The sequence below is a fragment of the Anabaena azotica SJ-1 genome, assembly GCF_047275885.1.
GTDB lineage: Bacteria > Cyanobacteriota > Cyanobacteriia > Cyanobacteriales > Nostocaceae > Trichormus_B > Trichormus_B azotica_A.
Genome location: NZ_CP178454.1, coordinates 1170181 through 1195880, shown reverse-complemented (window position 1 = coordinate 1195880; position 25700 = coordinate 1170181). Strand labels below are relative to the sequence as shown.

The following is a 25700-nucleotide window of genomic DNA, read 5'->3' as shown; positions in this document are numbered from 1 at the left end:
ATGTTTACTCCGTAACCCTAAATTATTTGATACCGAAATTTATTTTACCCTGTCAATTTAGGGTAATCATCACTGTGGTTTAATTTAACTTAACAAGAAATTATGGTAATTAGATTAGTTTTTACCAAGGAGCTATCCTTTAAGGGGAAACCACCCACTACAAATGAAATAAACCATCCTTCCTTGTTCCTGTTTCCTATTCCTTGTTATCTATAGTCAGACTAAGAAAAACCAATGCTTGTGGAGCAATAACCCATGTCCAAGCTTACCTGGAATTGGAAAAACGCGAATTTTTGGAGCCTGGTACTGTTATTACTAGGAGCATTCATCGTTTTACTGCCTTTGATAGTGGTTTTTCTCACCTCCTTTGCTCCCACAGGTACAACACCGGGAGTTATGGGAAAAAATAACTGGACTTTAGCTAATTACCGTGAAGCTTGGGAAAGGGGGAAGTTTTTACTGGCGTTTGCTAATTCTACCTTGGTAGCGATCGCAGTTACAGCTTTTCAAATTATCACATCTGCTTTAGCTGGTTACGCCCTTGCTAGGCTGAAATTTCGTGGTAGACAAGCACTGCTACTAGTTGTATTGGCAACTTTAGTCATTCCTTTTCAGTTATTGGTGATTCCCATCTTTTTGGTACTGAAATGGGGACATATCATCAACACCTATTGGGCGCTAATTTTACCCAGTGCGGTAAATGGCTTTGGCATTTTTTTGTTACGTCAATATTTCCAGACAATTCCCATAGAATTGGAGGAAGCCGCAGCAATTGATGGAGCGAACAGATTACAGATTTTATGGCAGATCATGTTACCTTTAGCACGTCCCGCTTTGGTAACACTATTTTTGTTCACCTTTATCGGTGAATGGAACGATTTATTTAAGCCATTGGTATTTACCACTAGACCAGAGTTAAGAACCGTACAACTGGCTTTAGCAGAATTCCAAGAACAATTTACCAACAATTGGCCATTGATGATGGCAGCAGTGATAATTACCACCATTCCTGTGATGGTGTTATTTCTAATTGGTCAAAAACAGTTTATTCGGGGTATTGCTACCACGGGAATCAAGAATTAGTTATCAAAAAATATCAAGGCTCATCATATTTTCAGAATTTACAGCTTTGTTAAAATATAACTGGTGTCATTAAATACACAAAACCCTAAAAAGTTTTTAGGCTTTTAGGGTTTGACTTCAGGTAATTCAGTCTATTTTTCTATAAAAATCGCTGAAAAATTGAATTATTTGCTTTCAGTGAAATCAGCATCAATCACATCATCACCACCACCAGAAGGAGGAGTAGCACCACCATCTTGAGGTTCAGCACCAGGAGCCGCACCACCAGCTTGTTGGTAAATATTACTACCTACCGCAAACAAAGCTTGTTGTAATTCTGGTGTCAGTTTCTTGATTTGCTCATCATCATCTTTTGCAACCGCTTCTCGCAGTTCTTTCACCAAACCTTCAACTTTGGTTTTATCAGCTTCAGGAACTTTATCACCTAATTCTTGCAACTGCTTTTCCGCTTGGTAAGCTAAAGAATCAGCTTGGTTTTTACGTTCAATTTTTTCCCGTTTTTCTTTATCAGAATTGGCGTTTTGTTCAGCTTCCCGTACCATCCGGTCAACATCATTTTTATCCAAAGTGGAAGCGCCAGTAATGCTGATAGATTGTTCTTTTCCGGTTCCTTTATCCTTCGCAGTAACGTTGAGGATACCGTTAGCATCAATATCAAAAGTCACTTCAATTTGGGGAACACCACGAGGTGCAGGAGGAATACCATCTAAGCGGAAAGTTCCCAAACTCTTGTTATCATTAGCAAATTCCCGTTCCCCTTGGAGAACATGAATTTCTACGTTAGTTTGACCATCAACAGCGGTCGAGAAAACCTCTGATTTTTTGGTAGGAATAGTAGTGTTGCGGGGAATAATCTTGGTCATCACACCACCCAAGGTTTCTACACCCAAGGATAGTGGTGATACGTCTAACAACAAGATACCTGTAACATCACCAGCCAGAACACCTGCTTGAATAGCTGCACCAACTGCCACAACTTCATCAGGGTTAACAGTTTGATTAGGTTCTTTACCCAGTACCCGCTTCACCACTTCCTGCACAGCGGGAATACGAGTAGAACCACCAACTAAAACAACCTCATCAATATTGTTCTTATTTAACTTGGCATCTCTGAGAGCATTTTCTACAGGAATGCGGCAACGGTCAATTAAGTCTGAACAAAGTTCTTCAAATGTGGCACGAGTTAAAGTCGTATCCAGGTGTTTTGGTCCATCCTGGGTAGCAGTGATAAATGGTAGATTGATTTCTGCTTGGGTAACGCTAGAAAGCTCAATTTTGGCTTTTTCTGCGGCTTCAGTCAGACGTTGTAAAGCTTGTTTATCTTTGCGGAGGTCAATACCTTCAGCCTTTTTAAATTGTTCTGCTAAGAAGTCAACAATTTTTTTATCGAAGTCGTCACCACCAAGATGGGTATCACCAGATGTAGCCAATACTTCAAATACGCCATCACCTACTTCTAGTACCGATACATCGAATGTACCGCCACCAAGGTCAAATACGAGAATGGTTTCGTTACTCTTTTTATCAAAACCATAAGCTAGAGAAGCTGCTGTTGGTTCGTTGATAATCCGCAAAACTTCAATCCCGGCAATTTTACCAGCATCTTTTGTAGCCTGGCGTTGGGAGTCGTTGAAGTAGGCAGGAACAGTAATTACTGCTTGGGTAACAGTTTCACCAAGATATTTACTAGCATCTTCTACTAGTTTGCGGAGAACTTTGGCAGAAATTTCTTCTGGAGAAAACTGTTTACCAGCACCAGGTGAGTCTACCTTGACGTTACCACCACTGCTGAGAACTTTATAAGAGACTTCAGTGGTTTCTTTGGTAACTTCATCGAAGCGACGACCGATAAACCGTTTAACCGAATAAAAGGTATTTTCGGGGTTCATTACCGCTTGGCGTTTAGCGATTTGACCAACTAAATTATCGCCATTTTTAGCAAATGCCACCACTGATGGCGTTGTCCGAAAACCTTCGGCGTTAGCAATTACAGTGGGTTTACCACCTTCCATCACTGCTACGCAAGAGTTTGTCGTACCTAAGTCAATTCCTACTACTTTTGCCATTTTAAGTGCTGGCTCCGTATAACTACAAATGAATGGGATTATAATGGACTACATCTTGAACTAACCGATTGAAACAATCAATCAATACCAGGATGGTTTAGCTTGTCTGGGGTTGAAACCGCAAATTACGCTGATATATATACTGAACTTGTGTAGCCAGTCCATGAAGGGTGGTTTCCCGAACCTTTGGTAGGACGGTTAATTTTAAACTTTGTTTTTAGTTGGTTCATGGATTGAGCAGTTGCCACTCTGACTAATGTATGAGAATTAATACGTTCACGAATTGGGGTGAACCGTAATTTCTAAGTCGTATTTGCCGTCTTTTCATCCATTGGTAAGGAGATATGGTAATGAAAAGAGGAAAATTGCTCTGAGGGTTTATTTATCACTGTTAAAGAGTTAATAGACAGAAATTGTCCAAAAATCAGCAATTAACAACAGCAGTTGAGGAATAATCATGAAAAATACCATCAAATTAACTCAACTGGAATTAGTTCTACTCCAATTAGTCTCTAAAGGAAAAGGAGGTTGGAGTTGGTATGAAATAGCAAATTCTCTTTCTCGCTTAGATGTACCCAGAGAACCTGACATGATGACTGTGTTAAAGGATATGAAATCTAAGGGTTTAGTGGAAAGATATATACAGCCAGGTTCACCAGGCGATCGCTGGGAGTTAACACCAGCCGGTAGTGAAATTTTGATGGAATGTCAATCATCTACCTAAAGCAAGTAAGCAATTATTAGACGGCAACTCAGTAAAATATTTACAGTGCCAATTTCAGCAATTGATCGAGCGTGAAAACTGACAGCATATTTTATCGCCTTTTTCAAGAGTTTCCCAGCATATTTTTTGAATTAATTGGCAACCAACCCCAAACAGCAGCAGCTTATACATTCTCATCTATCGAAATTAAACAAACTGCTTTTCGCATAGATGGGGTTTTTCTGCCAACACAAGATGAACAAAACCCAATTTATTTTGTGGAAGTGCAGTTTCAAAATGATGCAGAAATTTATTTCCGTCTATTTTCGGAAGTATCTTTATATTTACGGCAATATCAACCTCAAAATCCCTGGAGGGGTTTTGTTATCTATCCCAGTCGCAGTTTAGATACAGCAGACACCAAACATTTCAGTGAATTTTTCACCAGTCAGCGTGTCAGCCGTATTTATCTAGATGAATTAGGTGAAAGTGCATCTTTGCCTATTGGTATTGCTACCATAAAATTAATCATCGAGGATGAAGACAAAGCAATTACTACTGCTAAAGAGTTAATTAATAGAACTCAGCAAGAAATCAGCAATGAAGAACAACGGCAGTTATTAGAATTAGTAGAAACCATCTTGGTTTATAAGTTTCCTAGAATGAGTCGCAAGGAGATTGAATCTATGTTTAGTCTAAGTGATTTGAAACAAACAAAGGTTTATCAAGAAGGAAGAGAAGAAGGCAGCTTGGAAGCAAAATTAGAATCTGTTCCTAGATTGTTAGCATTGAATTTGACGGTAGAACAAATTGCTCAGGCTTTGAATTTAACAGTTGAAACTGTTCAACAAATTTCACAAGGAATCCAAAATCAGGATGATGTAAATAAAAGAAAATGAAGATTTGATAGTTAATTACATTTCAACCAAAAAGCCTTAATTAATAAGGCTTTTGTTTTGATTAGGCTTTCAATATTTAAACCAAAGATGCAATTAACTGAATCACTCTTTCTTTCACCTCATCTCGCACACGACGAAAGGTGTCAATATTATGACCTTCAGGATCATCAAGTTGCCAATCTGCAAATACATCTCTTAACACCCATTCTTGGGGTAAATTCACACCACAACCACATAAAGAAATCACAGCATCAAAATCTTCAGGATTAAAATCACTTAATGCTTTAGAACTTTGATTACTAATATCAATGCCAATTTCTGACATCACTTGTACAGAAATAGGGTCTACTTCACTTGATGCTAAACCAGAACTAAAAACAGATATTTTTCCTGCTCCTAAAACTTTAGCAAAACCCTCTGCCATTTGGGAACGACGAGAATTTTTTTTACAAACAAACATTACCTTTTTCATGATGTTATTAGTTGTTAAGTAACCGTTTATGAATTCAAAGCACTATTAGCTAAATTAATAGCTTCTTTTGCTGCTTTTTCTTTGCGTTCACTGTAGCGGTCAGTTAAATAATCAACTTGATCACGCAACAGCAAGGTAAATTTATATAATTCTTCCATGACATCAACTACTCGGTCACGATAAGCAGAATCTTTCATGGTTCCATCTTCGTGAAATTCTTGATAAGCTTTTGCAACGGAAGATTGATTAGGAATGGTAAACATTCGCATCCAACGTCCTAAAATTCGCATTGTATTTACAGCATTAAAAGACTGAGAACCACCACTTACTTGCATTACTGCTAAAGTTCTACCTTGAGTGGGTCTAACTGCACCAATACTCAGAGGAATCCAATCAATTTGATTTTTCAGAATCCCAGTAATATTACCGTGCATTTCCGGTGAAGACCAAACTTGACCTTCAGACCACATACTTAATTCTCTCAATTCTTGTACTTTGGGATGAGTATCAGGAAAACTACCATAAATTGGTAATTCACAGGGGTCAAAAAATTGGACTTCTGCACCAAATCCTTCAATGATTCTTGCTGCTTCTTCGGCTAACAGACGACTATAAGAACGTTCTCGCAAAGAACCATATAAAAATAATATTCTCGGTGGATGATGGAAATCTGTCATGGCAATTGTTTATTAATTATCAGAACTAAAGGCATTAATACAACGTGGATCTGGTAAAGTTGCTTTGTGTGGTTCTCTGGGAAACCAAGCTGCTGTAAGTTTACAAAATTCCACTAGCATCAACATGACTGGAACTTCAATTAAAACTCCCACTACTGTTGCTAGTGCTGCACCGGAATTTAAACCAAATAACATTACAGCAGTAGCTATAGCAACTTCAAAATGATTACTAGCACCAATTAAAGCCGCAGGTGCAGCATCTTCATAAACTAGATTTAGCTTCAGCCCTGCTACATAACTAATTAGGAAAATAAAATTAGTTTGAATGAATAAAGGAACTGCTATCAACAAAATGTGTAAAGGATTTTTAACAATTAATTCTCCTTTAAAGGCAAATAGTAACACTAAGGTAATTAACAAGGAAGAAATGGCTATAGGAGAGAGATATTTTAAAAATTGTCTTTCAAACCATTCTTTACCTTTATATTTGAAAATCCAATAACGGCTGTACATCCCTGCTGCTAGGGGTAAACCAACATAAATTAGGACTGAGAAAACAATAGTTTGCCAGGGTACTGTTAAATCGTTGGCTGCTAATAACCACCTACCTAAAGGTGCATATAAAAATAGCATTGCTAGAGAATTCACCGCTACCATTACTAAGGTATGTGCTTGATTCCCATAGGAAAGATATCCCCACATTAATACCATTGCTGTACATGGGGCTATTCCTAATAAAATAGTACCGGCTATATAGGAGTTAGCTAAACTCACTTCACTACCACGGATTAGTTCTGTACCTGTAATTAATGGTTTGAATAACCAACCTAAAAAGAACTGGGCAAATATTACCATTGTGAATGGTTTAATTAACCAATTCATGACCAAGGTGAGAATTACAGGTTTTGGTGTACGCAGTGCATTTGCTGCTTGAGTAAAGTCTATTTTCACCATGATGGGATACATCATAAAAAATAAACATAAAGCTATAGGAATGGAGACTTGATAGATACTCATTGCATCTAATGTTACTGCTATTTCTGGAAATAATTTTCCGAGTATTATTCCTATAACAATGCACAAAAACACCCATACCGTTAGATATTTTTCAAAAAAACTTAGTCTACTTCCGGCTTTGACTGGGGCTTTATTTTCTGAATGGTTGATAGTCATAAATATTTCCTACTCGCTAAAACTGCTTTTGTTTACGCAATAATTCCCCCAGTGTTAAGTCAAATTGCGACTTACCACCAAATACTGTTCCGACTTTGCCTTTGTATAAGTGAACGTAATCGAGTTTGTAAGCTTCCTCTGGTAAAGGCACATAGCCGACAGAAATAGCTGTTTTTCCTGCGTTTTTAATGTAAAAGTCTGCAAACTTGTAAACTATGGTTTTATTTTTGCTAGACCAAAGATTTACATATATAAATAGAGGTCGAGAAAGAGGTTGATACTTGGCTTTTTCTACTGTTTCTCGTGATGGTAAAACAGCACCTTTACCGTTATTAACTGCTACGACTTTTAATTTATCTTTGTTTTCTTCGTAATAAGCATAGCCAAAGTAACCCAAGGCTTCAGGGTCTTGATTAATACCTGTAACTAATACTTCATCATCTTCGCTGGCTGTGTAATCTGTGCGGCTGGCTTTGGCTTTACCGACAATTGCTTCGGTAAAATAGTCAAAGGTTCCAGATTTATCGCCAGCACCATATAATTTGATTGGGCGGTCTGGCCAAGAAGCGCGTACTTGGTTCCAATGGGTGATTTTTCCTTCAGCTTCTGGTTCCCATATCTTTTTCAGTTCGGTGACGGTGATGTCTTTTACCCAGTTGTTTTGAGGGTTAACAGCTACAGTTAGGGCATCAAAGGCTATGGGTAATTCCATATAGGCAACGCCATTTTTTTTACAAGCTGCCATCTCTGTCTGGTTAATTGGTCGAGAGGCATTACTGATGTCTGTTTCTCCAGCGCAGAATTTTTCAAAACCTCCGCTACTACCGGAAACACTGACTTTTATTTGGGCGTTGTTTTTGGAGTCTGCTTGAAACTCTTTAGCTATGGCGTTAGTAATGGGATATACCGTACTAGACCCATCAATTTTAATAACGGTTACAGTTTCAGAATTAGCCACTTTTGTTGCTTGTTGTGACTGCTGAATGTTGCTGGAGGATTCAGGTGTACTGCTACAACTGGCTGCTAATACTGAAACTCCCACTGTGATAACTAATCTTTGTGTAGTTATTTTCACTGGCTTTTGCTGTATGGTTACTGCTAAGGTTATGTATCTATCATTTCAAAAAAACTTGATATGTCAACCACAAGAATAACACAATACACAAAAATTAATCAAAAAAAGTTGATGGATAACCTGGGAATGGAGATAAAATTACCTATTCCCTGTTCCCTTCTTTACAAATTACAAATTTTTAATTGATTTTTCCCAGTTTTCTTACTCACAACAAGAACGAGTAGGTAAAAGGACAGAATTATGGCGAATATTAGCTAAATAAAGTTCTAAAACCTGAAATTGAGGTAAATTTAAACTATAATAAATCCACCGTCCTTCTTGACGGGCATTAACTAAGTTTGCTTCTTTAAGATTTTTGAGATGAAAAGATAGTTTTGATTGACTGATTTCTAAAGCATCACATAAATCACAGACACATAGTTCACGCTGACGTAGCAATTCTATAACTCTAATTCTAATAGGCTCAGAAAGGGCATGAAAGCCTTCAGCGATAAGGTGAGGAGTTGTAGGAATGATCATTTATTTATAATAATATCAGGCAGCAAAGTTGCTAATATTTTATTATAGCTTTTTTGTCAGAATCAGGATATCCAGGATTTAAGGATTTACAGTATAGAAAGCGCAGATAAAAGCAGATAATTTTATATGTATTGAACGAGGAAAGATTATAAGTAGTCGTGCAAAATAAATTTTATAGTTAGGAGAGGAAACAGTTAACAGGTAAGGAGTACAGACATTATTGTTTTCAATCAATATGTTCAATTAATTTTGCTTGGGTACTTATTAGTTCTGATTCTGCGTCTTTCAACATCATTTCTATTTATTCTGTTTTAAAGTTTTTATTCTAATAATTTAGCATATTAGGTACTGAAGAACCAAAATGGTTTACGTTGGGTTGCGATGCAGCTTAACCCAACCTACTATTCATTATTACGCAGAAACTACGGCTTCAGGTTGATAACGAATTCCTGCTTGTTTAAATCTTTCTAAAGCTTCACCTAAGCGATCGCACTCGGCTATTAAACTGATTCTCACATAGCCTTCACCACCAGCACCAAAGGCGTTACCAGGAGTGAGAACTACACCTGTTTGCTGTAACACATTCAAGGCAAAATCTGTAGAACCCATACCCACAGGACATTTTATCCACAGATACATGGTAGCTTTAGTTTTGGGAATATTCCAACCCAACTTACCTAAACCGTCAATCAGAAAATCTCGACGAGTGCGGTAACGTTGTTGTACTTCGTGTAAATAAGAATCTGGTAGTTGTAAAGCGGTTTCTGCGGCTGTTTGCAAGGCGGAAAAAATGCCATAATCTAAATTGGTTTTTAATGTCCGCAAGCCTTGGATAATGTGACGATTTCCGACCACAAAACCGACGCGCCAACCAGCCATATTATAAGTTTTAGATAAAGTGTGAAATTCCACGCCGATATCTTTTGCACCGGGAATTTCTAATAAGCTGGTGGGTTGATAGCCATCAAAAGCTAACTCTGCATAACATAGGTCATGCACTAACATAATTTCATACTTGCGGGCAAAAGCAACTATTTCTTCAAAAAATTCACGGGGTGCGGTGGCGGCGGTGGGATTACTGGGATAATTGAAATAGAGGATTTTGGCTTTTCTGGCTACTTCGTCAGGAATGGATGTTAAATCAATCAACCAATCGTTTTCTTCTTTGAGAGTTATACTGTGAATGACTCCGCCGGCGATGATGGGACCACGGAAATGGACGGGGTAGGATGGTGACGGTACTAAAACAGTATCACCAGGATTGATGTAGGCGATCGCTAAATGTCCTAAACCTTCCTTAGAACCCAACAAAGGTAAAGCTTCACTATCAGGATCTAAGACGACACCATAACGGCGATCGTACCATTTAGTAATTGCTTTGCGGAAATTTGCAGTCCCTTCAAATGGTGGATAACCATGATTGGCAGGATTTTGTAAAGCGGCTATCCCTGCTTCTATAATTGGTTGAGGAGTAGCACCGTCAGGGTTTCCCATGCCCAAATCAATCAAATCTAGCCCTTGTTCCCTGGCTTTTGCCTTCAGTTCATCTAAACGGGCAAAGACATAAGGCGGTAATTTTTGTATTCGTTCTGCGGGGGTAATCCAACTCAAACTCATTCTAAAACCTCGAAATAGATGACTGGGAATAGGGAACAGGTGACAGGTGACAGGTAGGTGACAGGTGATAGGGAAGAGGGAACAGGGAACAGATGAGAATTTTACCAATAACCAATCACCTGTTACCAATTACCCATTTTTTAATTTTTAACTTTTAATTGATGTGGTGCTGTAGTAGAAATCATGGCGGCCATTAACTGTTCCAATGCTACTGGAAAAGGCAAACGGTGAATATCAGAATTAGGTGCTAAAGTGATTTCTGCGGCTGTTTGCAACTGGGCTAAAGTAATATTTCCTAAACCCAAATCTGCTAATTTTTGCGGTAATCCAATCTCTGCATAGAACTTGAGTAATTGCTGTCTAGCTGCGTCTGCAAGTTGATTACCTTGGAGCATTTCTTCTAATCGCAGTTGTACTAAAATACCATAAGCGACTTTTTCACCATGAATGCTGCCATGTCCAGATAAGTGCGTTAAACCATTATGCACTGCATGGGCGGCTACAGTCCGACATTGTGCGCCACCTAAACCACCAATCACACCGGCAGATAATACAGTGGCATCAACAACTTCTCGCCAAACTTCGCTACCAGGAGATTTTAAAGCAGCGGCAGCTTTTTGGAACAGGATATCTCGTAAAATTCTAGCTTGTTGGACTGCGGAAATCACCAGAGTATCTTGTAAATGGCCACTGCTAACAGATGCTTCATACCATTTTGCGATCGCATCCCCAATTCCTGCAACTAAAGTCCGTTGGGGTGCAGTCTGAATCAAATCATAATCCAAAATCAGCAAATCAGGACAGCGCGACAACGCCACATCATACAAAAACGCCCCAGATTCCGAATATACATTAGATAAAGCCGTCCATCCTGCACAAGTAGCAGCAGAAGTAGGAATAGTCACTACAGGTAACTGTAACTGATGACTGACTAACTTAGCCGTATCTAAGGCCTTACCACCACCCACACCAATAATCACATCTGCTTTATGTTCCTTTGCAGCTTTGCGTAAGGCTTTTAAGGTCACTTCACAACAATCAGCACCATAAGAAACAGAAGTAGTTTGTAATTCTTGGGCTAGAAAAATTTCCTGTAAACTCTCTTGGCAAATACCAAGCGTGCGATTTCCTGCCACAATCAGAGGACGAGTTCCCAACTTAGCAATTTCTGCCACAGTTGACGACAACACACCCGCACCTCGAATTACTTTAGCCGGTGCAATAGTTAGCGTTAATAATGAACTAGCGGTTTGAGTAGAAGATTGATTAGGCATAAATAATCTAGTATGTCAAAACTTGATATTTTTTAATCAAATTAGACTGTTAATTAAAGGTTGTTGTTGCCACGTTGACAGAAGTCTATTGCCCATTGGCCAGGAAGGTGATCAATTTTTCCTGATAGTGGAATTTCTGAAGTTTTAATATTTTAATATAAAAATAATCTTTATTGTATTCTAATTGACAAAAAAATTGTATTCATTTGGGAATGGGGAGATGGGGAGAATAACCTTCTACCTGTTCCCTGTTCCCTGATAACTGATTTAAGCCGTGGGTTTTGTTAGTTGGGCAAACTTGTCAAGATAAACTTCTACAGCCATTTCTGGGTCTTCACGAGTTGTCAAAGTTCTTTGTACCTTACCTAAGTAAACTGGTACGGATACCCCTGGTTCTGCGTGGATTATAGTACGGGCGCGGACAGTCAATTGGTTGTTTCCCCTGCTACCTAAACGACCATAAGAATAGAGATTACTAGCCGCTTGACGTAAAGTAGCTTCTAATTCTGTTGGTGTAATTTCAGGCGAAGTCGCAATTACAGCCTGACTGGAACCATTATCATAAACTAGGGTGTACTTAACTGCACCCGGAATCACAGTCCGACTCAGAGGTACTAAAGACAGTGAAAATAAGCCAACGGTCAAAACTATCATAAAGCCTGTTGTACCCACCAGCCGAAAGCGGAAACCCCATTTGAAAATAAAAGCCAGAATTGCTAAGACTGCAAATAATAGGGTAGCAATTCCTGACCATTGGGAATATTGCAAAAAATCAGCGGTTGTAAACATAAGATTTTCATGACAAATATAGCCATTTTACCCTACAGACAGCCACTCCGCTTGATCATCCTGAGTTTGAGGTTCGGCATCAATTCAAAAATTATTCAAAAATAAATACTTAAGATTGCAAACTTACTTAAGTATGATTACGGCACAAAAATTTTCAATTACCCATAGAATTCAGGAAGAAAAAAAAGTTGTAGTTTCAGTAATCGTGACATTAGCTGTAATTCTGTTAACAGATAAAATAATACTTGTACAGACAATAAAACTCACACAAAAATCTCTAAGCCTTAAGCATTCAGGGTTATTTAGCTATTAATACTCTATTATCCATCAATTGAATGCCTAATTGATGACAGTGGTGCAAATGCAAGGATTGATAAAAAATCAATAGCAATCAGGTCACGTACTACAATAAAATGGTGAAATAATTATGATCGAATGCAAAACTTTATTAAACAACCCCATAATCAATGAATATCAGGACTTGCAAGCAAAAAGCCAGTCATTGATTGCTGAAACTTTATCGCTATATCATAGCGTTGCTTCTATTTCTTACTATGATATTCATGGTGCTTTTAGAATTATCAAAAATTCTCTAAAAATTCAACAAAAGCTGACTCACTTACAACAAATACTAAAGGCTACGAATATAGCCAATTTCATGTTAAAGGAAAGTCTCAGAAAAGCTGAAAAAACTCATTATGTAGACTTCCAAGAAATTAACATCCTTGCCACAGAAATTACCAAAGATATTGATATGGCTGCTAAATATAAGGATTACATATCTTCAATGTTGTTTAAAAATAATATTGTTGGTTTGATAATTAATCCGGTGGAAATGATGAAGTTATTTGTTGTTGACACAAGCACCTGTATTATTGAATCAAGGGGCTTTTTGTCAGCGGATACTTTTAAAGACTATTATTAAAATTTGTTGATGTAATAATTTCAACACTTTTTAATACTGTAATGAATTTTGTCGGGTTATTTTTTTAAATTTGGATTGGGGAAAACCTAAAAATAAGATTGTTTTTTTATTACTTCTTATCCACAATGTCGGATAGGTGTTCAAATGGTTGTGATTCTTGTCATGTTGTGTTTTAAAAAATCCCATTAATCTTTTGTGTAGGAGTTATTATGTTTCATATCAGCCAATATAGTTCAGAACAAGAAGATTATCTGCTGATGCAAGTTTGGGAAACTGATCAAAAACAAAAACACCTGTGTGACAGTTATTGTGATATCAACTATTATCAGCTAAAAATAGATAACTGGAAGGCAAATTTAGCAGAAATACAAAATCAATTAAATTCTATTTCTGATGTCAATAAATGGAATTTATTGTTTAAATTTTTAAAAAAGCCAAATTTAGATCCTTTGTATGAAAATTTAAACAGAATTAATCAGGAAGTTAAAATAGCCATTGAAAATTATGTATATGTGATGGAAGAGTCAAAAGAGGACAATCTTTTACATTTGACACCACTATTAGAAATTATTGTTGATGTGAATATGATGATGAATAAGTTATCAAAAAAAGATGTTCAATTGTTCTTACTCAACCAGTCATAACTTATTGCTTCTTAATTAGTGAATTGTGTTGAAAAATTACTCCACATAATGCGGCTAAAAACACCCAAAATAGGGTACTTAAACGCAAATCAAAAGTGGTGACATCTACGGTATTAAATAGTATCCAACCAATAAAAGCTAGTAGATAGCTAAAAAATATTAATCTATTTTCTGGTTCTAAAGATTCTGATTTCCATAGAATTTGACTGGCGGTAAATAAAATTCCAGCGAGTATTGCAGAAAATAATAAAGTTGTAATTAAGCCTGTTTCCGCAGATAGCATTAAAAACAGGTTGTGGGGATGACCTAAATCAGTTTGCATTTTGGCTTTGTAGAGTCCACTAAAACTGCGTAAACCCCAACCGGTAAAAGGATGCTGTTGTGTTAAATTCCAGGCGAATTCCCATTGGGTTTTTCGCATTAAGGCCAGTGGCCTGTCGGGATACATATCGTCATTTAACCGCGCCCAGATAAAATAGGGAACGAAGCGACGGAAAAATTGTGCGATCGCTCCAGGTGCAAAAGCTGCTAAAAGAATCACAGTGGCTATACTCATACAACCAGCCACAATTAGCCGCCAACCTTGGTACAAGGCATAAGCTAAACAGGTAATAATAGCAATTACCCAGCCATTGCGGGAGTTGGTTAAAATCAAAGCGATGAAATTAGCAAATACCGCTATTGTTAAGAAAATAATAGGACGGTAGTCAGCTTTAAGTTTTTGTTTGAGTTTATGATAGTTTTCTAACCACAAACCTAAACCTAAAATAAAAATAGTCACCAAATAAGCGGCTAAAGTGTTGGCGTGCATGAGTACAGAAGCCATACGTCCTGGTGGTTCTCCTCCAGAGGAAAGTGTTGAATCTATCAACACCCACAAGAATTGTAATTTGAAACTCCAGCCTAAAAATAATTGCCCAAAGCCAATAATTACCACAGGTAAAGAACCAAATACCATAATCCAAGCTATTTGTCTTAATTGGGCTGATGTTTGGATGAGGGCGGTCAATGCTGCAAATACGAAAAAATAAGGTAACAAGTTGAATAAACCCAGGAAAGCCTCTAGTTTATGAGAGGCAAATCCTGTGGTAATTAACAACAATAAACTGAGAATTGCCAATCCTTGGTGTAGTGGTCTGCGGATAATTAGGCGGTATTTTTTTGCCCAAGTAATTAATGCTGCCAAGGAGATTGTCACAGCCCCCAAAAATGGATTGACTGGGAAGACAAGTAACCCAAATTGAAGACTGTTCCAAGGGATTTGCAAACTAGAATCTGGATGATAAAAAGCCTTATTCAAGCTGGCTCCCAACATTCTTCTGCACGGGTGAGACGAATTTGCGCTAAGGTGAAAATAGTGGGAATAATGCGACCATAATTAGTTGCGATCGCTCTCCATCCCAAATCCGCAAAAAACCAAGCCCACATCATCGGGCCAATAAAGGCAAACATACCACGAACTGCACTATAACGGGCTGCACTCATCGTCATTCCCCGTCGCGCCATTTGCGCTGTAACATAGGTTTGAAATTGTTTGCTGGCTACTTGTGTGCCTGTAATTGCCGCTTCTTTAGCCACTTGATAGGTAGCAAAATGGACAGCAAATTGACGGGCGATTTGTTTAAGAACATAAGGTTGAATGACGGAAGTTACAGCTAAAGCACTACCGCCTTTAAAAATTAAACCCAAAGGATCTTTTTGCAATGACAGTGGTAATGGTTGTTGAATTTCTGATGTTAACAACTGACGCTGTACATTGGTCGTGATTTTTTGCTGTTCTTGTTTTGGTAGCTTTTTCCAGACTTTTCCTAAAAGATGTAAAAAAACTTCTGCTTCTAAATCAACGGTGGCTAAATCATCATAATAAGGAATTTTCAAATATTTACATACTTGAATTAAAGCTTGTCGGTAAGTTACTTGTTCAGTACGTCCGCGTAATACCGTCATCCCATCAGCCGCTAAAAAACGAAACCGATCTTCTAGTGCATCTAACCAAACTTGACGATCTTGGCTTTGTACTTCGATGGGTTCAGGTGTGTGAACATAATCTAGGGGATTAAACTTGCGACTAAACAGAATTGCTGTTAAGTCCTGTAGTTCTTCTTCGGTGGCTAATTCTAATACCGCCCTTAGTTCATCCAATTTCCCATCCTCCGTTCCATGCAGCTTGTCTGTATATTCTACTATTAGCTTTTAGCAGATATTCTCAAGGTTGAGGTGTGAGGCATGAAAAATCCTAATTCTCAGAATTCCCAAGCCAAAATTATTATCCCTGATCTTGCTGTCATTGGTGCAGGTATATCTGGTTTAGTTTGCGCCCAGCGGTTACGTCAAGCTGGTTATTCGGTAGTAGTTGTGGAAAAATCTCGCGGTGTGGGAGGAAGAGTAGCAACACGCCGTTTGCAAGGAACTTGTGCGGATCATGGTGCTTGTTATCTCCAACCCAAAGGTGAATTATTCAGTAAATTTGTGGATTTATTGCAAAGTCGCCAAATTCTGAAAGTTTGGACAGATGTAGTTGATGAATTCTGGGTTAGTAAAGGTATATCTCAATCAACAAACCGCAGTCCGCGTTATACTGCACCAGCAGGAATGAGTGCGATCGCTAAATTTCTGACTCCTGGGTTAGACATTATACTCAATCAGCGAGTTATCAACATTAATTTAACCCCAGAAAATACTTGGCTTCTGACCCTGGAAACCAACGAACAATTAACCGCCAAAGCGATCGTCGTAGCGATTCCTGCACCCCAAGCAGAGGATTTATTAGCACCTTTAGGTAAAAGTTTACTAGGTGCTGAATTTCTGGCTAGTCTACATTCCGCCAAGTTTAACCCATGTATCAGCGTCATGGCTGGATATTCCCCCGACCTCCAACCCCTTCCCAACTGGAAAGCTTTAACTTTTCATGATCATGCAGATTTAGCATGGATTGGATTCGATAGCAGCAAGCGTATCCAGGCTGAACAACCGCATTTTGTGGTACAAAGTAGTGCAAGTTTAGCGCAACAACATCTCGAAACCCAAGACTTACAATCTGTTGGCAATTATATATTGCAAAAAGCAGCAGAAAATTTAGCAATCCCCTGGTTAAAAAATCCTCAATGGATGCAAGTACATCGTTGGCGTTATGCCTTTCCTCGCACTCCTTTAGATGTAACTTGTTTATCTGCGAAAACTCCTCTACATTTAGTTAGCTGTGGCGACTGGTGTGGTGGAAATTTGGTGGAAGGGGCAATGGTTTCAGGACTAGCTGCTGCTGTTGAAATTGACAAACAACTGCGTAATCTACTCCCAGAAAACATAGATTTTTTAGATTTTTTAGAAAAATTAGTCTAATAAACACTGTAGCTAGCAGTATTCACTAATAGAAAGGGACGAATAACCCAGTAGAATCACCAGGAACACAGGCAAAATTTATAAAAAGAAATGTAAATTTTATAGTGAGCTTAATTTGACCATTAGGTTAAGCAGAATTAACATAATTTTTAGTGATCAAAATTGATCCCTAATAGTTTATGCTGCGTTTTGTGTAGTTTTTACCTAAAATAGGGTAAATTTGAAATAATTGAATTTGTAGAGCTATAACATCGGTAATTAAGCAGTAGCTTGAATCCCATTCAAGAATTTATTCTGTCAATGGTTATAGATTCAATACTACTTGGTTAACAATCCGAAAGTTGTGATATTGAATTGGGGGTTTCAGGTCTAGTACGGGAAGTGGTTATAACTGCTTATCATTACCAAATTGGTATTGAGCTAAATTTATCGTGGCATAAATCATTAACTAGATTTAAAAAGGACATAATAAATCATGAAAACCGCATTAAAATTAACACATCAATCTGTTGTTAGTGAAATTGAAATTGTTTTAGATACATATCCATACGAAACTTATCAACAGGCTTTTGCAATCCCTGATTTACGCCAAGAACTAATTTCGTTTGTGATCAATCGTCTTCCTTGCTTTGACAGCGAACTTTCTGATCATCAAATTATCTTAGATGAAGAGGAAAAAGACAATTCATTACATCACAAATTATCCCGTAATCCTTTAGAACAACAATTACATCTGCAAAATCTAATTCACCAAGGTATTTTCTCAATTATTCAACAAAAATCTGATTGGATTAGTCATCATCTTTGTGAAACAGTTCAACCAGGTTGTCAAACTTCTCACTGGTTTGGTTGATGCTTCTCAAGAGTCTTTTGGGTTGCCATTAAAGAGGCAGGAGGAGGAAGGCAGGAGGCAGGAGGTAATCCCCATAAATAAATTTAGGGGATTTAATCAGGACGTATTTTTCCTTGCGCTGCGCGTCTCGGAAAAAATATTTTTATTTTTTGCATAAATAAATTTAGGGGCTTTAAACCCTTTTGGCAGAGGACAAAAATTGTATTTTCTTCCTTCTGCCTCCTGCCCTCTGCCTTTCTTCGGTAATATACAGTAGAATATGGCTTACGCCACGCTATCAGGAGTCAGGAGTAAAGCCGACTTTGTGTATAGGTTTGAATTTAGATGTTGTACCTCCTAACTACGCAAACTGCTGTATGTAAGGATCGATTGATATCCTACACCGTTCTTAATCGTAAGGTAAGGCATAACTACCTTACCTACAAATGAAATAAACACTTGTGCAAGAAGTCTACTTCAGATAGGTATGACTTCATATTTCTTATTGAAAAAAAAGTTTATTTAACATTTATAATTGTGATTATCTACGACCCTATTTGATGAGTCTGAATTTAAGGTTTGCCCGTACTGATTTTTATTGCTTTACTTATATATTTGTTATCAGTCTGTTAAGAAACAATTAACAAATTAGCCGGCAAGAGGGAAAAATGTCATTAGTAAAGTTGGAAGTACAATTATCTTCAGAAGAATTACTCAAAGTTGTTGACCAGTTACACCAGCCAGAGTTAGAAAAATTTGTATCTCAAATTATTATTTTACATACTCAAAAAAAATCTGCTAATTTGCTAAAAGATGAAGTAGGATTTTTACTAGACAACCAACATAGTATGTCTTCTAATACTCAAAATTATTACAATCAATTTTTATCTAAAAGCACAGAGGAAAATCTTACCCACGAAGAGTATAGAGAGTTATTACGTTTAAGTGAACAAATAGATCAACTGCAAGCACATCGCTTAGAATATTTAGCAGATTTAGCTAATTTACATGGAGTTTCTTTGATGGCATTGATGCAAAATTTGGGTTTTCAAACATAAAATATCACTTCTCTCTATTCTTCATCTCATAAGCATTCTGACTCCTGAATTCTTACCTTTATTCTTTTAGGTCTTTCCACTTTTAAAATAGGGAATACCTAATGCTTTTGGGGGTGTAGATTTACCAGCTAATCCTACTAATGCCAAAATAGCAATCAGATATGGCAACATTAGCAAAAATTGATAGGGAATATTGACACCTAAAGCTTGAATTCTGAGTTGTAAAGCTTCCGTTGCACCAAATAACAAAGAAGCCAAAGCACAACCAACAGGATGCCATTTGCCAAATATTAATGCTGCAATAGCAATGAATCCTTTTCCTGCACTCATACCTTCGGCAAAAAATCTAATCTGCACGCTTGTAAGATAAGCACCTCCTAAACTCGCTAGACAGCCACCAATAATCACTGCACAGTAACGCACTGATGACACAGATAAACCTGCGGTATCTGCGGCTGGAGGATATTCTCCCACAGCCCGCAATGTTAAACCAAAGTTAGTAGAAAACAAAATATATCTAGTTAAAATAATCAGTAATAATAATAAATAAACAAAAATATCTTGCTGAAATAGTAAACTGCCAATAATAGGAATTTGGGATAAACCGGGAATTATGATCGCTTCAATTCCTGGTAATCTTTGGGTACTACCGTTAAATACTAACCTGGCTAAAAATGATGTTATTCCTGATGCTACTAAATTAATAGCTAACCCAGAAACTAATTGATCAACTCGCAAAGTTACAGATAAAAAAGCGTGAAGTAAACCTACTAGACCCCCAGCAATTACAGCAGCAAAAATACCAAACCAAGGATTTCCAGTGTAGAATGTTGTGGCTGCACTGGTAAAAGCACCTGTTAGTAGCATTCCTTCTAAGGCAATATTGAGAACTCCTGAACGTTCTGAATATAATCCTCCTAATGCGGCAAATGCTAGAGGTACAGAAAGATGTAAACTAGCAACTAAATAATCTGAAAAAAAGTTAAGGTTATTCACACAGATTTGGTAATTGGTGATTAGGGATTGCTGAATTACAACCTCCTGACTCCTGAATTGTTACTTAATTTTTAATTGCTTTTACCCGATATTCTAAAGCCAAAGCGATCGCAATAAATAATACTGTTAAACCTTGAATCGCATAAACTATCGTTGAGGGTACACTGGCGCTGCGCTGCATGATATTGGCACCACTACGCAAAGCGGCGAAAAACAGGGAAGTTAGCACTATACCGAAGACATTACCACGACTTAGAAAAGCGATCGCAATGGCATCAAATCCATAACCAGGTGATACTTGTTCAAATAGGCGATATTTCAAGCCTATCACCTCACAAGCACCTGCTAAACCAGCTAAACCACCCGCTAAACCCATGACTAACAGAATGGTGCGTTCTACGGAAATTTTGGCGTAACGGGCGGCTATGGGGTTAAAACCAACGGCATTAATTTGGTATCCTAAAGGCGATTTTGTTAATAATACCCATAGAACACCTGCTGTAATTAACGCTAATAAAATTCCGGCATGGGCAAGACTTCCAGGTAAAATAATTGGTAATTGGGCAGTTTTAGCAATTAATGGCGAATATGGACTAGGTGCTGCTGGTGCTTTTAAAGGATTTTGTACCAAATAGCTAATTAAATTCACAGCAATGTAATTTAACAGCAAAGTGGTAATTACTTCATTTACACCTTTGATAGCTTTCAGATAACCAGGAATTAAACCCCAAAATGCACCAAAAAGAAATCCAAAAAATAACGCCAAAGGAATATGAATAAATGCAGGAATACCGTGAATATATAACCCAATTAAACTACTTCCCAAAGCACCTAAATAAATTTGTCCTTCCCCACCAATATTAAATTGTCCAGCACGTAAAGCCACCAAAACACCTAAACTAGTAAATAATAAAGGAGTCATTTTAGTAAGCGTGTTACCAAAACCAAAATAAGTAGAAAGGGATTCTTGAAATAAAGCGGTGTATGCAACAATGGGATTAGCACCAGCAAGCAAAATGAGAATTGCACCAGCCAAGAGAGCAAAGACGATGGCAATTAATGGTGATATTATTGGTAGTAGGTGCTTAAATCTATTAGCTATAAACATGATGAGTTAAATCATAAGAATTAAGCCACGCCATACCCTGTGTATTCTCTTGCGTAAGCTGGCTGTAAGCCTAAGATAATATCTTCCTTAATTACGCCCATTTCTACTAATTCATTTGCAATTTGTGTATCTGTTTGATTTCTTTGAATCCAAATTTTACCATCTTTAATATCCAAATGAATTAAGCAGTTATAAATGCGACGATGTTTATCCCAGCCTAAATCAATAACTTGATAATGATCTTGTTCTCTATCAAAAATTGTTTGAACTTCTATATCACCATTAATAGGTTTACTTTTGCTATATTCAGTCAACAATTCTTGAACACAATGACGATAAAATGTTAATTTATCAACTGTTCTATCCATTTTACTATCACCTCATCAATTGGGTCATATACAATTAGCTTAACTTGATATTCCTTAATAGAAGCCTTTGGTAAATCACGTTGAAAAAATGACTCATAAGCTGATATAGGTACTGCTAAATATAAAATTCTTTTACTATCATTTTCTTTTAATGCTAAACGATAGTTTAAAAATTGCCCCAAAGCAGTATGAAAATCAAACAAAGCTGAGTCATTCAAAAAACTTTTAATTTCAACGGCAATTTTTTCTCCTCCTCTTTCTGCACCTAATAACTTTTCTGCACCTAAGTCAATTCTAACTTCATCCTTTTCACCAAAGTCAACTCTTAGAGGGTCATGTGTAATTAACCACTGTTCTTTCTGTAGACCTTTTTTAACTGCTTCATGAAATTTATCTTTGGCTGACATTTCTTCCTCCACCCATTAACAACCCAATTTCCTCAATAGTGGCTGTTTGTGCATCCAAAATATCAACAAACTCACCTTTATACATTACCGCAATGCGATCGCTAATCGCCATCACTTCCTCTAACTCAGTGGAGATATACACAATAGCCGCCCCTCGTCCCCTTTCTGCTAACAGTTTTGTATGTACTACTTCTGTTGCACCCACATCTAAACCCCTGGTAGGCTGCATAGCAATAATTAAACTCGGTTCTCCTGCTAATTCTCTGGCTAGAACTACCTTTTGTTGATTTCCTCCTGATAGTTGGCTTACTTTAACATCTTCAGAATTGATTCTAATATCAAAGGCTTGCATTGCAACTTGGGCATTATTTTTAATTGCTTGTTTTTGTAATAAAAATCGCCGAGAAAATGGTAACTTTCTAAAAGTCTTTAAAATCAAGTTTTCATCAATATTAAACTGTAATACTAACCCCATTTTCTGCCTATCTTCGGGAATATAACCAACTTTTAAATTTTCTTCACTTCCGGGATGATATTCAATTTTACCCTGTTTAATAGTTTGTAAACCTGCAATCGCATCTGCTAATTCTCGCTGTCCATTTCCATCAACTCCTGCAATTCCTAAAATTTCCCCTTCCCGTAATTGAAAAGAGACATTTTTAACAGCATTTACACCTCTATCATCTGCAACTTGTATAGTCTCTACCGATAACAATACTTTTCCTAAAGATGCTGGAGATTTTTGCAAATTTAGAACCACTTCCCGTCCTACCATTAATTCCGCTAATTGCTGAGATGTGGTATTCTGAGTATTTATTGTAGCGACGACTTTACCCCGACGTAAAACCGTTACCGTATCACACAAATTTATCACTTCTTCTAATTTATGACTAATAAAAATAATCGTATTTCCCGTATTAGCAAGTTGACGCAAAATAGTAATTAATGATAGTACCTGCTGAGGTGTTAAAACTGCTGTGGGTTCATCAAGAATTAATAATTTTGCCCCTCTGTAAAGAACTTTGAGAATTTCTACCCGTTGTTGTGTTCCCACTGGTAAATATTCAATCTTTGCATTCGGGTCAATTTCTAATTGATATAATTGGGATAAATCAGCAATTTCCTGTTGTTTTTGTTGGAGATTTAAACGCCATTTTGTTTCAGTTCCCAAAATAATATTTTCTGTAACTGTTAATTGGGGTACAAGCATGAAATGTTGATAAATCATGCCAATACCTAATTTAATCGCTTCACGAGGAGAGTTGATAATTACTGGCTTATTTTCTAAATAAATATTTCCTGAATCTGGTTGATAAAAGCCACTTAAAATATTCATTAAAGTGGTTTTACCTGCACCATTTTCTCCTAATATTCCGTGAATTGTTCCAGATTCTACGGTTAGGTTAATATTGTCATTAGCGATAAATGAACCGAATTTTTTAGTAATATTTTCTAATTGGAGATATATCATTTTTTTGTCAGAATCAGGATATCCAGGATTTAAGGATTTACAGGATTGTTCTTTAAATTCTAATGTTTTAGTATTGAAATTTTTAATTGTCAGAATCAGGATATCCAGGATTTAAGTTAATAGTAGGGTGTGTAAAGCCCTTGTGGGCATGGCTACGCTTAGAGCAAAGCGTAATGCATCTTAATCTATAGGATTATTTTTAATAAATTTGGTGCGTTACGTCGCGTATTTAATCTAATGGTATATTTTCTCATCTTTTCCCGATCCTAACGCATTTCTAAACTTATTCACCAAGCCCTACTTTTTTACATCGTCACAAAGATGGCGATCACTCTCCTCAACACTGGGGTTATTCTTCAGATATTTATGTATCCAACTACACCCGTTTATAAGTAAATTATTGAGTTCTAGAGAGAATTTCAATCTCTGGCTACCATTATCAAAATAAATAGTTTTACTATTAGGACTCCAATTAATCTTGGGGTTAGACTTTCTAATAAATCTTTTAAGAGGAATTATTTTTGATGTGCCTCCTTCTATATCCCATATTACTATTTCTTGATAAATAGTATTTATTAATATTTTATCCTGTAGAAAAGCCAAGGTTTTGCTGTCGGGACTCCAAACAACGGAGGAAATACTGCTGTTGCCATAGTTTACCGACTTTGCTGAGATATCCTTATGAAGCGATTGCTTATCCAGACTTTGTAGTTCAACTTTTGTTGTAAAATCATCACTTACACTTATTGAGGCTAATATTTTGCGATTAGGACTCAAAATTGTAGTTAAAGTGTTTGGTTCTAATTTTTTTTTATCCTCGTCTGTGTGTCGTACCACTTGTTCGGTGGTCGATAAAGCTATTCCGCCCATATCCCATATATGTAATATTCCGTCATTAGTTAAAGAAATTAAATTTTTACCATCAGAACTCGAATCAACGGTAATGACACCACTAGTAGTTTTAATAGTTTGGAACAACTTCCATCCCCATCCCGATCCAATTTCGCTGTCTGAAAATTGCCACAAATTTATTATCCCATCATTACTACTGGAAACTAAAGTAAAATCTTCGTAGCTGTAGTTACCAGAACGCTGTCTACCAAAATCCTGTCCATTAATATTTTTACTCCAACTTAAGCTGTTAACATAAGTTGCGTGTCCTGGAAGATTCACAATTAGTTCACCATCGCGATTCCAGATTTGTATGGTCTGGTCAGTGCCACTAGCAGCTAAAACTTCTCCATCAGGACTCCATGCTAATTGAAAAATAGCCCCCGTAGTACTTCCAAACCCACCACCATTCAAATTTATAGGACTGGGAAGTGTTTTTAGCAAATTTCCCTCCCTGCTCCAGAATTGAATTTTAGCGTCTTTGTTACCAACAGCAAGGATTTTACCATCAGGACTCCAACTTCCAACGTAAATAATATTTGCATTTCCAAGCCAGTTCTTTAGCAAATTTCCGTCCTTATTCCACAAACTAATACCCGTTAAATAATTATTGATATCTGTTCTAGCTAGTATATTTCCATCGGGACTCAAAGTATGCCAAATGTATTCGGAATTTTCATTTATTATTGAGAAAGTTTTGAGCAATTGCCCATCTATTCTCCATAGTTTGATTATAGTTTTATCATTAATTGAAACTGACGATGATAATAGGGTTTTCCCATCACGACTCCAACTCAGGTCTTCAACTTTGCTTCCAGCAAAGAAAGTTTTGAGTAACTGCCCATCTATACTCATTAGCTTAATGATACTTTTATCATTAACCGATACTAATGCCAGAATTTTGTCATTAGGATTCAAACTTATTACTTTTATATCACTCCAACGATTGTGTTCAATTGCTCCATAGACAACTTGAAGTAATGCTGCCATCACATCTGAGTCAGTTCTGTTTTGCTTTTGCAGGATTTTTCCCGCCTTAATAGCTGTGACAAAAGCCTCTAAGTCTTTGTTTTCATTAAGTAGAGATAAGGAATATTGACCAAGAGATTTGGCTCGATTGAGTTCCGCCTGTTTATTCTGATTCCATGCTATCAAACCCAGTCCACTGCTAATTACCACTGCCACTAATGAACCTGCGGTAATTGTTCGCGCTGTCCTAATTTTTTCATTCTTTTGGCGTTCTGCTTGAGTCTCACTAGCCTTAATAAATTCCTTAGCTATATCATCATCATCTAAATTAGGAAGAGATTGCTC

General features: G+C 37.1%; 25 protein-coding genes. 8 read left to right on the top strand and 17 right to left on the bottom strand.

What is annotated here, in order from left to right:
• The first annotated feature begins 255 nt into the window (after positions 1–255).
• A complete protein-coding gene (locus tag ACLLO5_RS05205) occupies positions 256–1083 on the top strand; it encodes a carbohydrate ABC transporter permease (protein WP_413174422.1) in 828 nt (275 codons plus the stop codon).
• Positions 1084–1247: 164 nt separating this feature from the next.
• Here ACLLO5_RS05205 and dnaK read toward each other — a convergent pair whose 3' ends face one another.
• Positions 1248–3149: a molecular chaperone DnaK gene (gene dnaK, locus ACLLO5_RS05200; protein WP_413174421.1), complete on the bottom strand. Its 1902-nt coding sequence runs from the start codon at positions 3147–3149 to the stop codon at positions 1248–1250.
• A 457-nt stretch (positions 3150–3606) separates the two neighbouring features.
• Between dnaK and ACLLO5_RS05195 the strand changes: the two genes are divergently transcribed.
• Together ACLLO5_RS05195 and ACLLO5_RS05190 are read left to right on the top strand one after the other, a co-directional pair.
• On the top strand, positions 3607–3873 hold the full coding sequence (locus ACLLO5_RS05195) for a hypothetical protein (protein WP_413174420.1): 267 nt from the start codon (positions 3607–3609) through the stop codon (positions 3871–3873).
• 71 nt (positions 3874–3944) lie between these two features.
• Positions 3945–4751, top strand: coding sequence for an Rpn family recombination-promoting nuclease/putative transposase (locus ACLLO5_RS05190; protein ID WP_413174419.1), 807 nt, complete (start codon positions 3945–3947; stop codon positions 4749–4751).
• A gap of 76 nt (positions 4752–4827) precedes the next feature.
• Here ACLLO5_RS05190 and arsC read toward each other — a convergent pair whose 3' ends face one another.
• The 8 genes from arsC to ACLLO5_RS05150 all read right to left on the bottom strand — a co-directional run bounded on the left by arsC (position 4828) and on the right by ACLLO5_RS05150 (position 12347).
• Positions 4828–5223 carry an arsenate reductase, glutathione/glutaredoxin type gene (gene arsC / locus ACLLO5_RS05185; RefSeq protein WP_413174418.1) on the bottom strand — a complete coding sequence of 132 codons (396 nt, stop codon included), beginning with the start codon at positions 5221–5223 and terminating at the stop codon, positions 4828–4830.
• 26 nt (positions 5224–5249) lie between these two features.
• Positions 5250–5900 carry an arsenical resistance protein ArsH gene (gene arsH / locus ACLLO5_RS05180; protein ID WP_413174417.1) on the bottom strand — a complete coding sequence of 217 codons (651 nt, stop codon included), beginning with the start codon at positions 5898–5900 and terminating at the stop codon, positions 5250–5252.
• Positions 5901–5912: 12 nt separating this feature from the next.
• Positions 5913–7073 carry an ACR3 family arsenite efflux transporter gene (arsB, locus tag ACLLO5_RS05175; protein ID WP_413174416.1) on the bottom strand — a complete coding sequence of 387 codons (1161 nt, stop codon included), beginning with the start codon at positions 7071–7073 and terminating at the stop codon, positions 5913–5915.
• Positions 7074–7089: 16 nt separating this feature from the next.
• A complete protein-coding gene (locus ACLLO5_RS05170; protein ID WP_413174415.1) occupies positions 7090–8148 on the bottom strand; it encodes a PstS family phosphate ABC transporter substrate-binding protein in 1059 nt (352 codons plus the stop codon).
• A gap of 201 nt (positions 8149–8349) precedes the next feature.
• Complete coding sequence (locus ACLLO5_RS05165; protein WP_413174414.1) at positions 8350–8667, bottom strand: ArsR/SmtB family transcription factor; 318 nt, start codon at positions 8665–8667, stop codon at positions 8350–8352.
• A gap of 411 nt (positions 8668–9078) precedes the next feature.
• A complete protein-coding gene (locus tag ACLLO5_RS05160) occupies positions 9079–10284 on the bottom strand; it encodes an aspartate aminotransferase (protein WP_413174413.1) in 1206 nt (401 codons plus the stop codon).
• A gap of 140 nt (positions 10285–10424) precedes the next feature.
• Positions 10425–11558, bottom strand: a complete 1134-nt coding sequence (locus ACLLO5_RS05155; RefSeq protein ID WP_413174411.1) for an iron-containing alcohol dehydrogenase family protein — start codon at positions 11556–11558, stop codon at positions 10425–10427.
• Positions 11559–11825: 267 nt separating this feature from the next.
• Positions 11826–12347: a Ycf51 family protein gene (locus ACLLO5_RS05150; RefSeq protein ID WP_413174410.1), complete on the bottom strand. Its 522-nt coding sequence runs from the start codon at positions 12345–12347 to the stop codon at positions 11826–11828.
• Positions 12348–12774: 427 nt separating this feature from the next.
• On the opposite strand from ACLLO5_RS05150, the gene ACLLO5_RS05145 reads away from it, so the two are divergent.
• Positions 12775–13272 carry a hypothetical protein gene (locus tag ACLLO5_RS05145; RefSeq protein ID WP_413174408.1) on the top strand — a complete coding sequence of 166 codons (498 nt, stop codon included), beginning with the start codon at positions 12775–12777 and terminating at the stop codon, positions 13270–13272.
• A 209-nt stretch (positions 13273–13481) separates the two neighbouring features.
• Positions 13482–13916 (top strand): hypothetical protein, encoded by a 435-nt coding sequence (locus tag ACLLO5_RS05140; protein WP_413174406.1) that lies wholly within the window; start codon positions 13482–13484, stop codon positions 13914–13916.
• A 1-nt stretch (position 13917) separates the two neighbouring features.
• Here the strand turns inward: ACLLO5_RS05140 and ACLLO5_RS05135 are convergent, their stop codons facing one another.
• Both ACLLO5_RS05135 and ACLLO5_RS05130 read right to left on the bottom strand, forming a co-directional pair.
• The gene (locus tag ACLLO5_RS05135) at positions 13918–15231 is read right to left on the bottom strand and encodes an O-antigen ligase family protein (protein ID WP_413174405.1); all 1314 of its coding nucleotides are present in this window, start codon (positions 15229–15231) and stop codon (positions 13918–13920) included.
• Positions 15213–16058, bottom strand: a complete 846-nt coding sequence (locus tag ACLLO5_RS05130) for a YaaW family protein (protein WP_413174404.1) — start codon at positions 16056–16058, stop codon at positions 15213–15215. The genes ACLLO5_RS05135 and ACLLO5_RS05130 overlap by 19 nt, the downstream gene beginning before the upstream one ends.
• 126 nt (positions 16059–16184) lie before the next feature.
• Here ACLLO5_RS05130 and ACLLO5_RS05125 point away from each other — a divergent pair, with 126 nt between their 5' ends.
• The 3 genes from ACLLO5_RS05125 (at position 16185) to ACLLO5_RS05115 (ending at position 19145) form a co-directional block, all read left to right on the top strand.
• Positions 16185–17255 (top strand): NAD(P)/FAD-dependent oxidoreductase, encoded by a 1071-nt coding sequence (locus ACLLO5_RS05125; RefSeq protein ID WP_413176013.1) that lies wholly within the window; start codon positions 16185–16187, stop codon positions 17253–17255.
• A 475-nt stretch (positions 17256–17730) separates the two neighbouring features.
• Entirely contained in the window at positions 17731–18108 is a 378-nt protein-coding gene (locus ACLLO5_RS05120; RefSeq protein ID WP_413174403.1) for a hypothetical protein, read from the top strand.
• A 647-nt stretch (positions 18109–18755) separates the two neighbouring features.
• Positions 18756–19145: an STAS/SEC14 domain-containing protein gene (locus ACLLO5_RS05115; protein WP_413174402.1), complete on the top strand. Its 390-nt coding sequence runs from the start codon at positions 18756–18758 to the stop codon at positions 19143–19145.
• A gap of 66 nt (positions 19146–19211) precedes the next feature.
• Here the strand turns inward: ACLLO5_RS05115 and ACLLO5_RS05110 are convergent, their stop codons facing one another.
• The 6 genes from ACLLO5_RS05110 to ACLLO5_RS05085 all read right to left on the bottom strand — a co-directional run bounded on the left by ACLLO5_RS05110 (position 19212) and on the right by ACLLO5_RS05085 (position 25241).
• Positions 19212–20141 (bottom strand): ABC transporter permease, encoded by a 930-nt coding sequence (locus ACLLO5_RS05110; RefSeq protein WP_413174401.1) that lies wholly within the window; start codon positions 20139–20141, stop codon positions 19212–19214.
• 64 nt (positions 20142–20205) lie between these two features.
• The gene (locus ACLLO5_RS05105) at positions 20206–21249 is read right to left on the bottom strand and encodes an ABC transporter permease (protein ID WP_413174400.1); all 1044 of its coding nucleotides are present in this window, start codon (positions 21247–21249) and stop codon (positions 20206–20208) included.
• A 20-nt stretch (positions 21250–21269) separates the two neighbouring features.
• Complete coding sequence (locus ACLLO5_RS05100) at positions 21270–21617, bottom strand: XisI protein (RefSeq protein ID WP_413174399.1); 348 nt, start codon at positions 21615–21617, stop codon at positions 21270–21272.
• On the bottom strand, positions 21593–22024 hold the full coding sequence (locus ACLLO5_RS05095) for a XisH family protein (RefSeq protein WP_413174398.1): 432 nt from the start codon (positions 22022–22024) through the stop codon (positions 21593–21595). Before ACLLO5_RS05095 ends, ACLLO5_RS05100 begins: the two co-directional genes overlap by 25 nt.
• Positions 22008–23495: an ABC transporter ATP-binding protein gene (locus tag ACLLO5_RS05090; RefSeq protein ID WP_413174397.1), complete on the bottom strand. Its 1488-nt coding sequence runs from the start codon at positions 23493–23495 to the stop codon at positions 22008–22010. Before ACLLO5_RS05090 ends, ACLLO5_RS05095 begins: the two co-directional genes overlap by 17 nt.
• Positions 23496–23792: 297 nt before the next feature.
• Positions 23793–25241, bottom strand: a complete 1449-nt coding sequence (locus ACLLO5_RS05085) for a hypothetical protein (protein ID WP_413176012.1) — start codon at positions 25239–25241, stop codon at positions 23793–23795.
• Positions 25242–25700 lie beyond the last annotated feature (459 nt).

Coding starts and splice junctions, on each gene's coding strand:
- ACLLO5_RS05205 (WP_413174422.1), top strand. CDS start 256: ATGTCCAAGCTTACCTGGAATTGGAAAAACGCGAATTTTTGGAGCCTG.
- dnaK (WP_413174421.1), bottom strand. CDS start 3,149: ATGGCAAAAGTAGTAGGAATTGACTTAGGTACGACAAACTCTTGCGTA.
- ACLLO5_RS05195 (WP_413174420.1), top strand. CDS start 3,607: ATGAAAAATACCATCAAATTAACTCAACTGGAATTAGTTCTACTCCAA.
- arsC (WP_413174418.1), bottom strand. CDS start 5,223: ATGAAAAAGGTAATGTTTGTTTGTAAAAAAAATTCTCGTCGTTCCCAA.
- arsH (WP_413174417.1), bottom strand. CDS start 5,900: ATGACAGATTTCCATCATCCACCGAGAATATTATTTTTATATGGTTCT.
- arsB (WP_413174416.1), bottom strand. CDS start 7,073: ATGACTATCAACCATTCAGAAAATAAAGCCCCAGTCAAAGCCGGAAGT.
- ACLLO5_RS05165 (WP_413174414.1), bottom strand. CDS start 8,667: ATGATCATTCCTACAACTCCTCACCTTATCGCTGAAGGCTTTCATGCC.
- ACLLO5_RS05160 (WP_413174413.1), bottom strand. CDS start 10,284: ATGAGTTTGAGTTGGATTACCCCCGCAGAACGAATACAAAAATTACCG.
- ACLLO5_RS05155 (WP_413174411.1), bottom strand. CDS start 11,558: ATGCCTAATCAATCTTCTACTCAAACCGCTAGTTCATTATTAACGCTA.
- ACLLO5_RS05150 (WP_413174410.1), bottom strand. CDS start 12,347: ATGTTTACAACCGCTGATTTTTTGCAATATTCCCAATGGTCAGGAATT.
- ACLLO5_RS05145 (WP_413174408.1), top strand. CDS start 12,775: ATGATCGAATGCAAAACTTTATTAAACAACCCCATAATCAATGAATAT.
- ACLLO5_RS05140 (WP_413174406.1), top strand. CDS start 13,482: ATGTTTCATATCAGCCAATATAGTTCAGAACAAGAAGATTATCTGCTG.
- ACLLO5_RS05135 (WP_413174405.1), bottom strand. CDS start 15,231: ATGTTGGGAGCCAGCTTGAATAAGGCTTTTTATCATCCAGATTCTAGT.
- ACLLO5_RS05120 (WP_413174403.1), top strand. CDS start 17,731: ATGAAAACCGCATTAAAATTAACACATCAATCTGTTGTTAGTGAAATT.
- ACLLO5_RS05115 (WP_413174402.1), top strand. CDS start 18,756: ATGTCATTAGTAAAGTTGGAAGTACAATTATCTTCAGAAGAATTACTC.
- ACLLO5_RS05105 (WP_413174400.1), bottom strand. CDS start 21,249: ATGTTTATAGCTAATAGATTTAAGCACCTACTACCAATAATATCACCA.
- ACLLO5_RS05100 (WP_413174399.1), bottom strand. CDS start 21,617: ATGGATAGAACAGTTGATAAATTAACATTTTATCGTCATTGTGTTCAA.
- ACLLO5_RS05095 (WP_413174398.1), bottom strand. CDS start 22,024: ATGTCAGCCAAAGATAAATTTCATGAAGCAGTTAAAAAAGGTCTACAG.
- ACLLO5_RS05090 (WP_413174397.1), bottom strand. CDS start 23,495: ATGATATATCTCCAATTAGAAAATATTACTAAAAAATTCGGTTCATTT.
- ACLLO5_RS05085 (WP_413176012.1), bottom strand. CDS start 25,241: ATGAGTATAGATGGGCAGTTACTCAAAACTTTCTTTGCTGGAAGCAAA.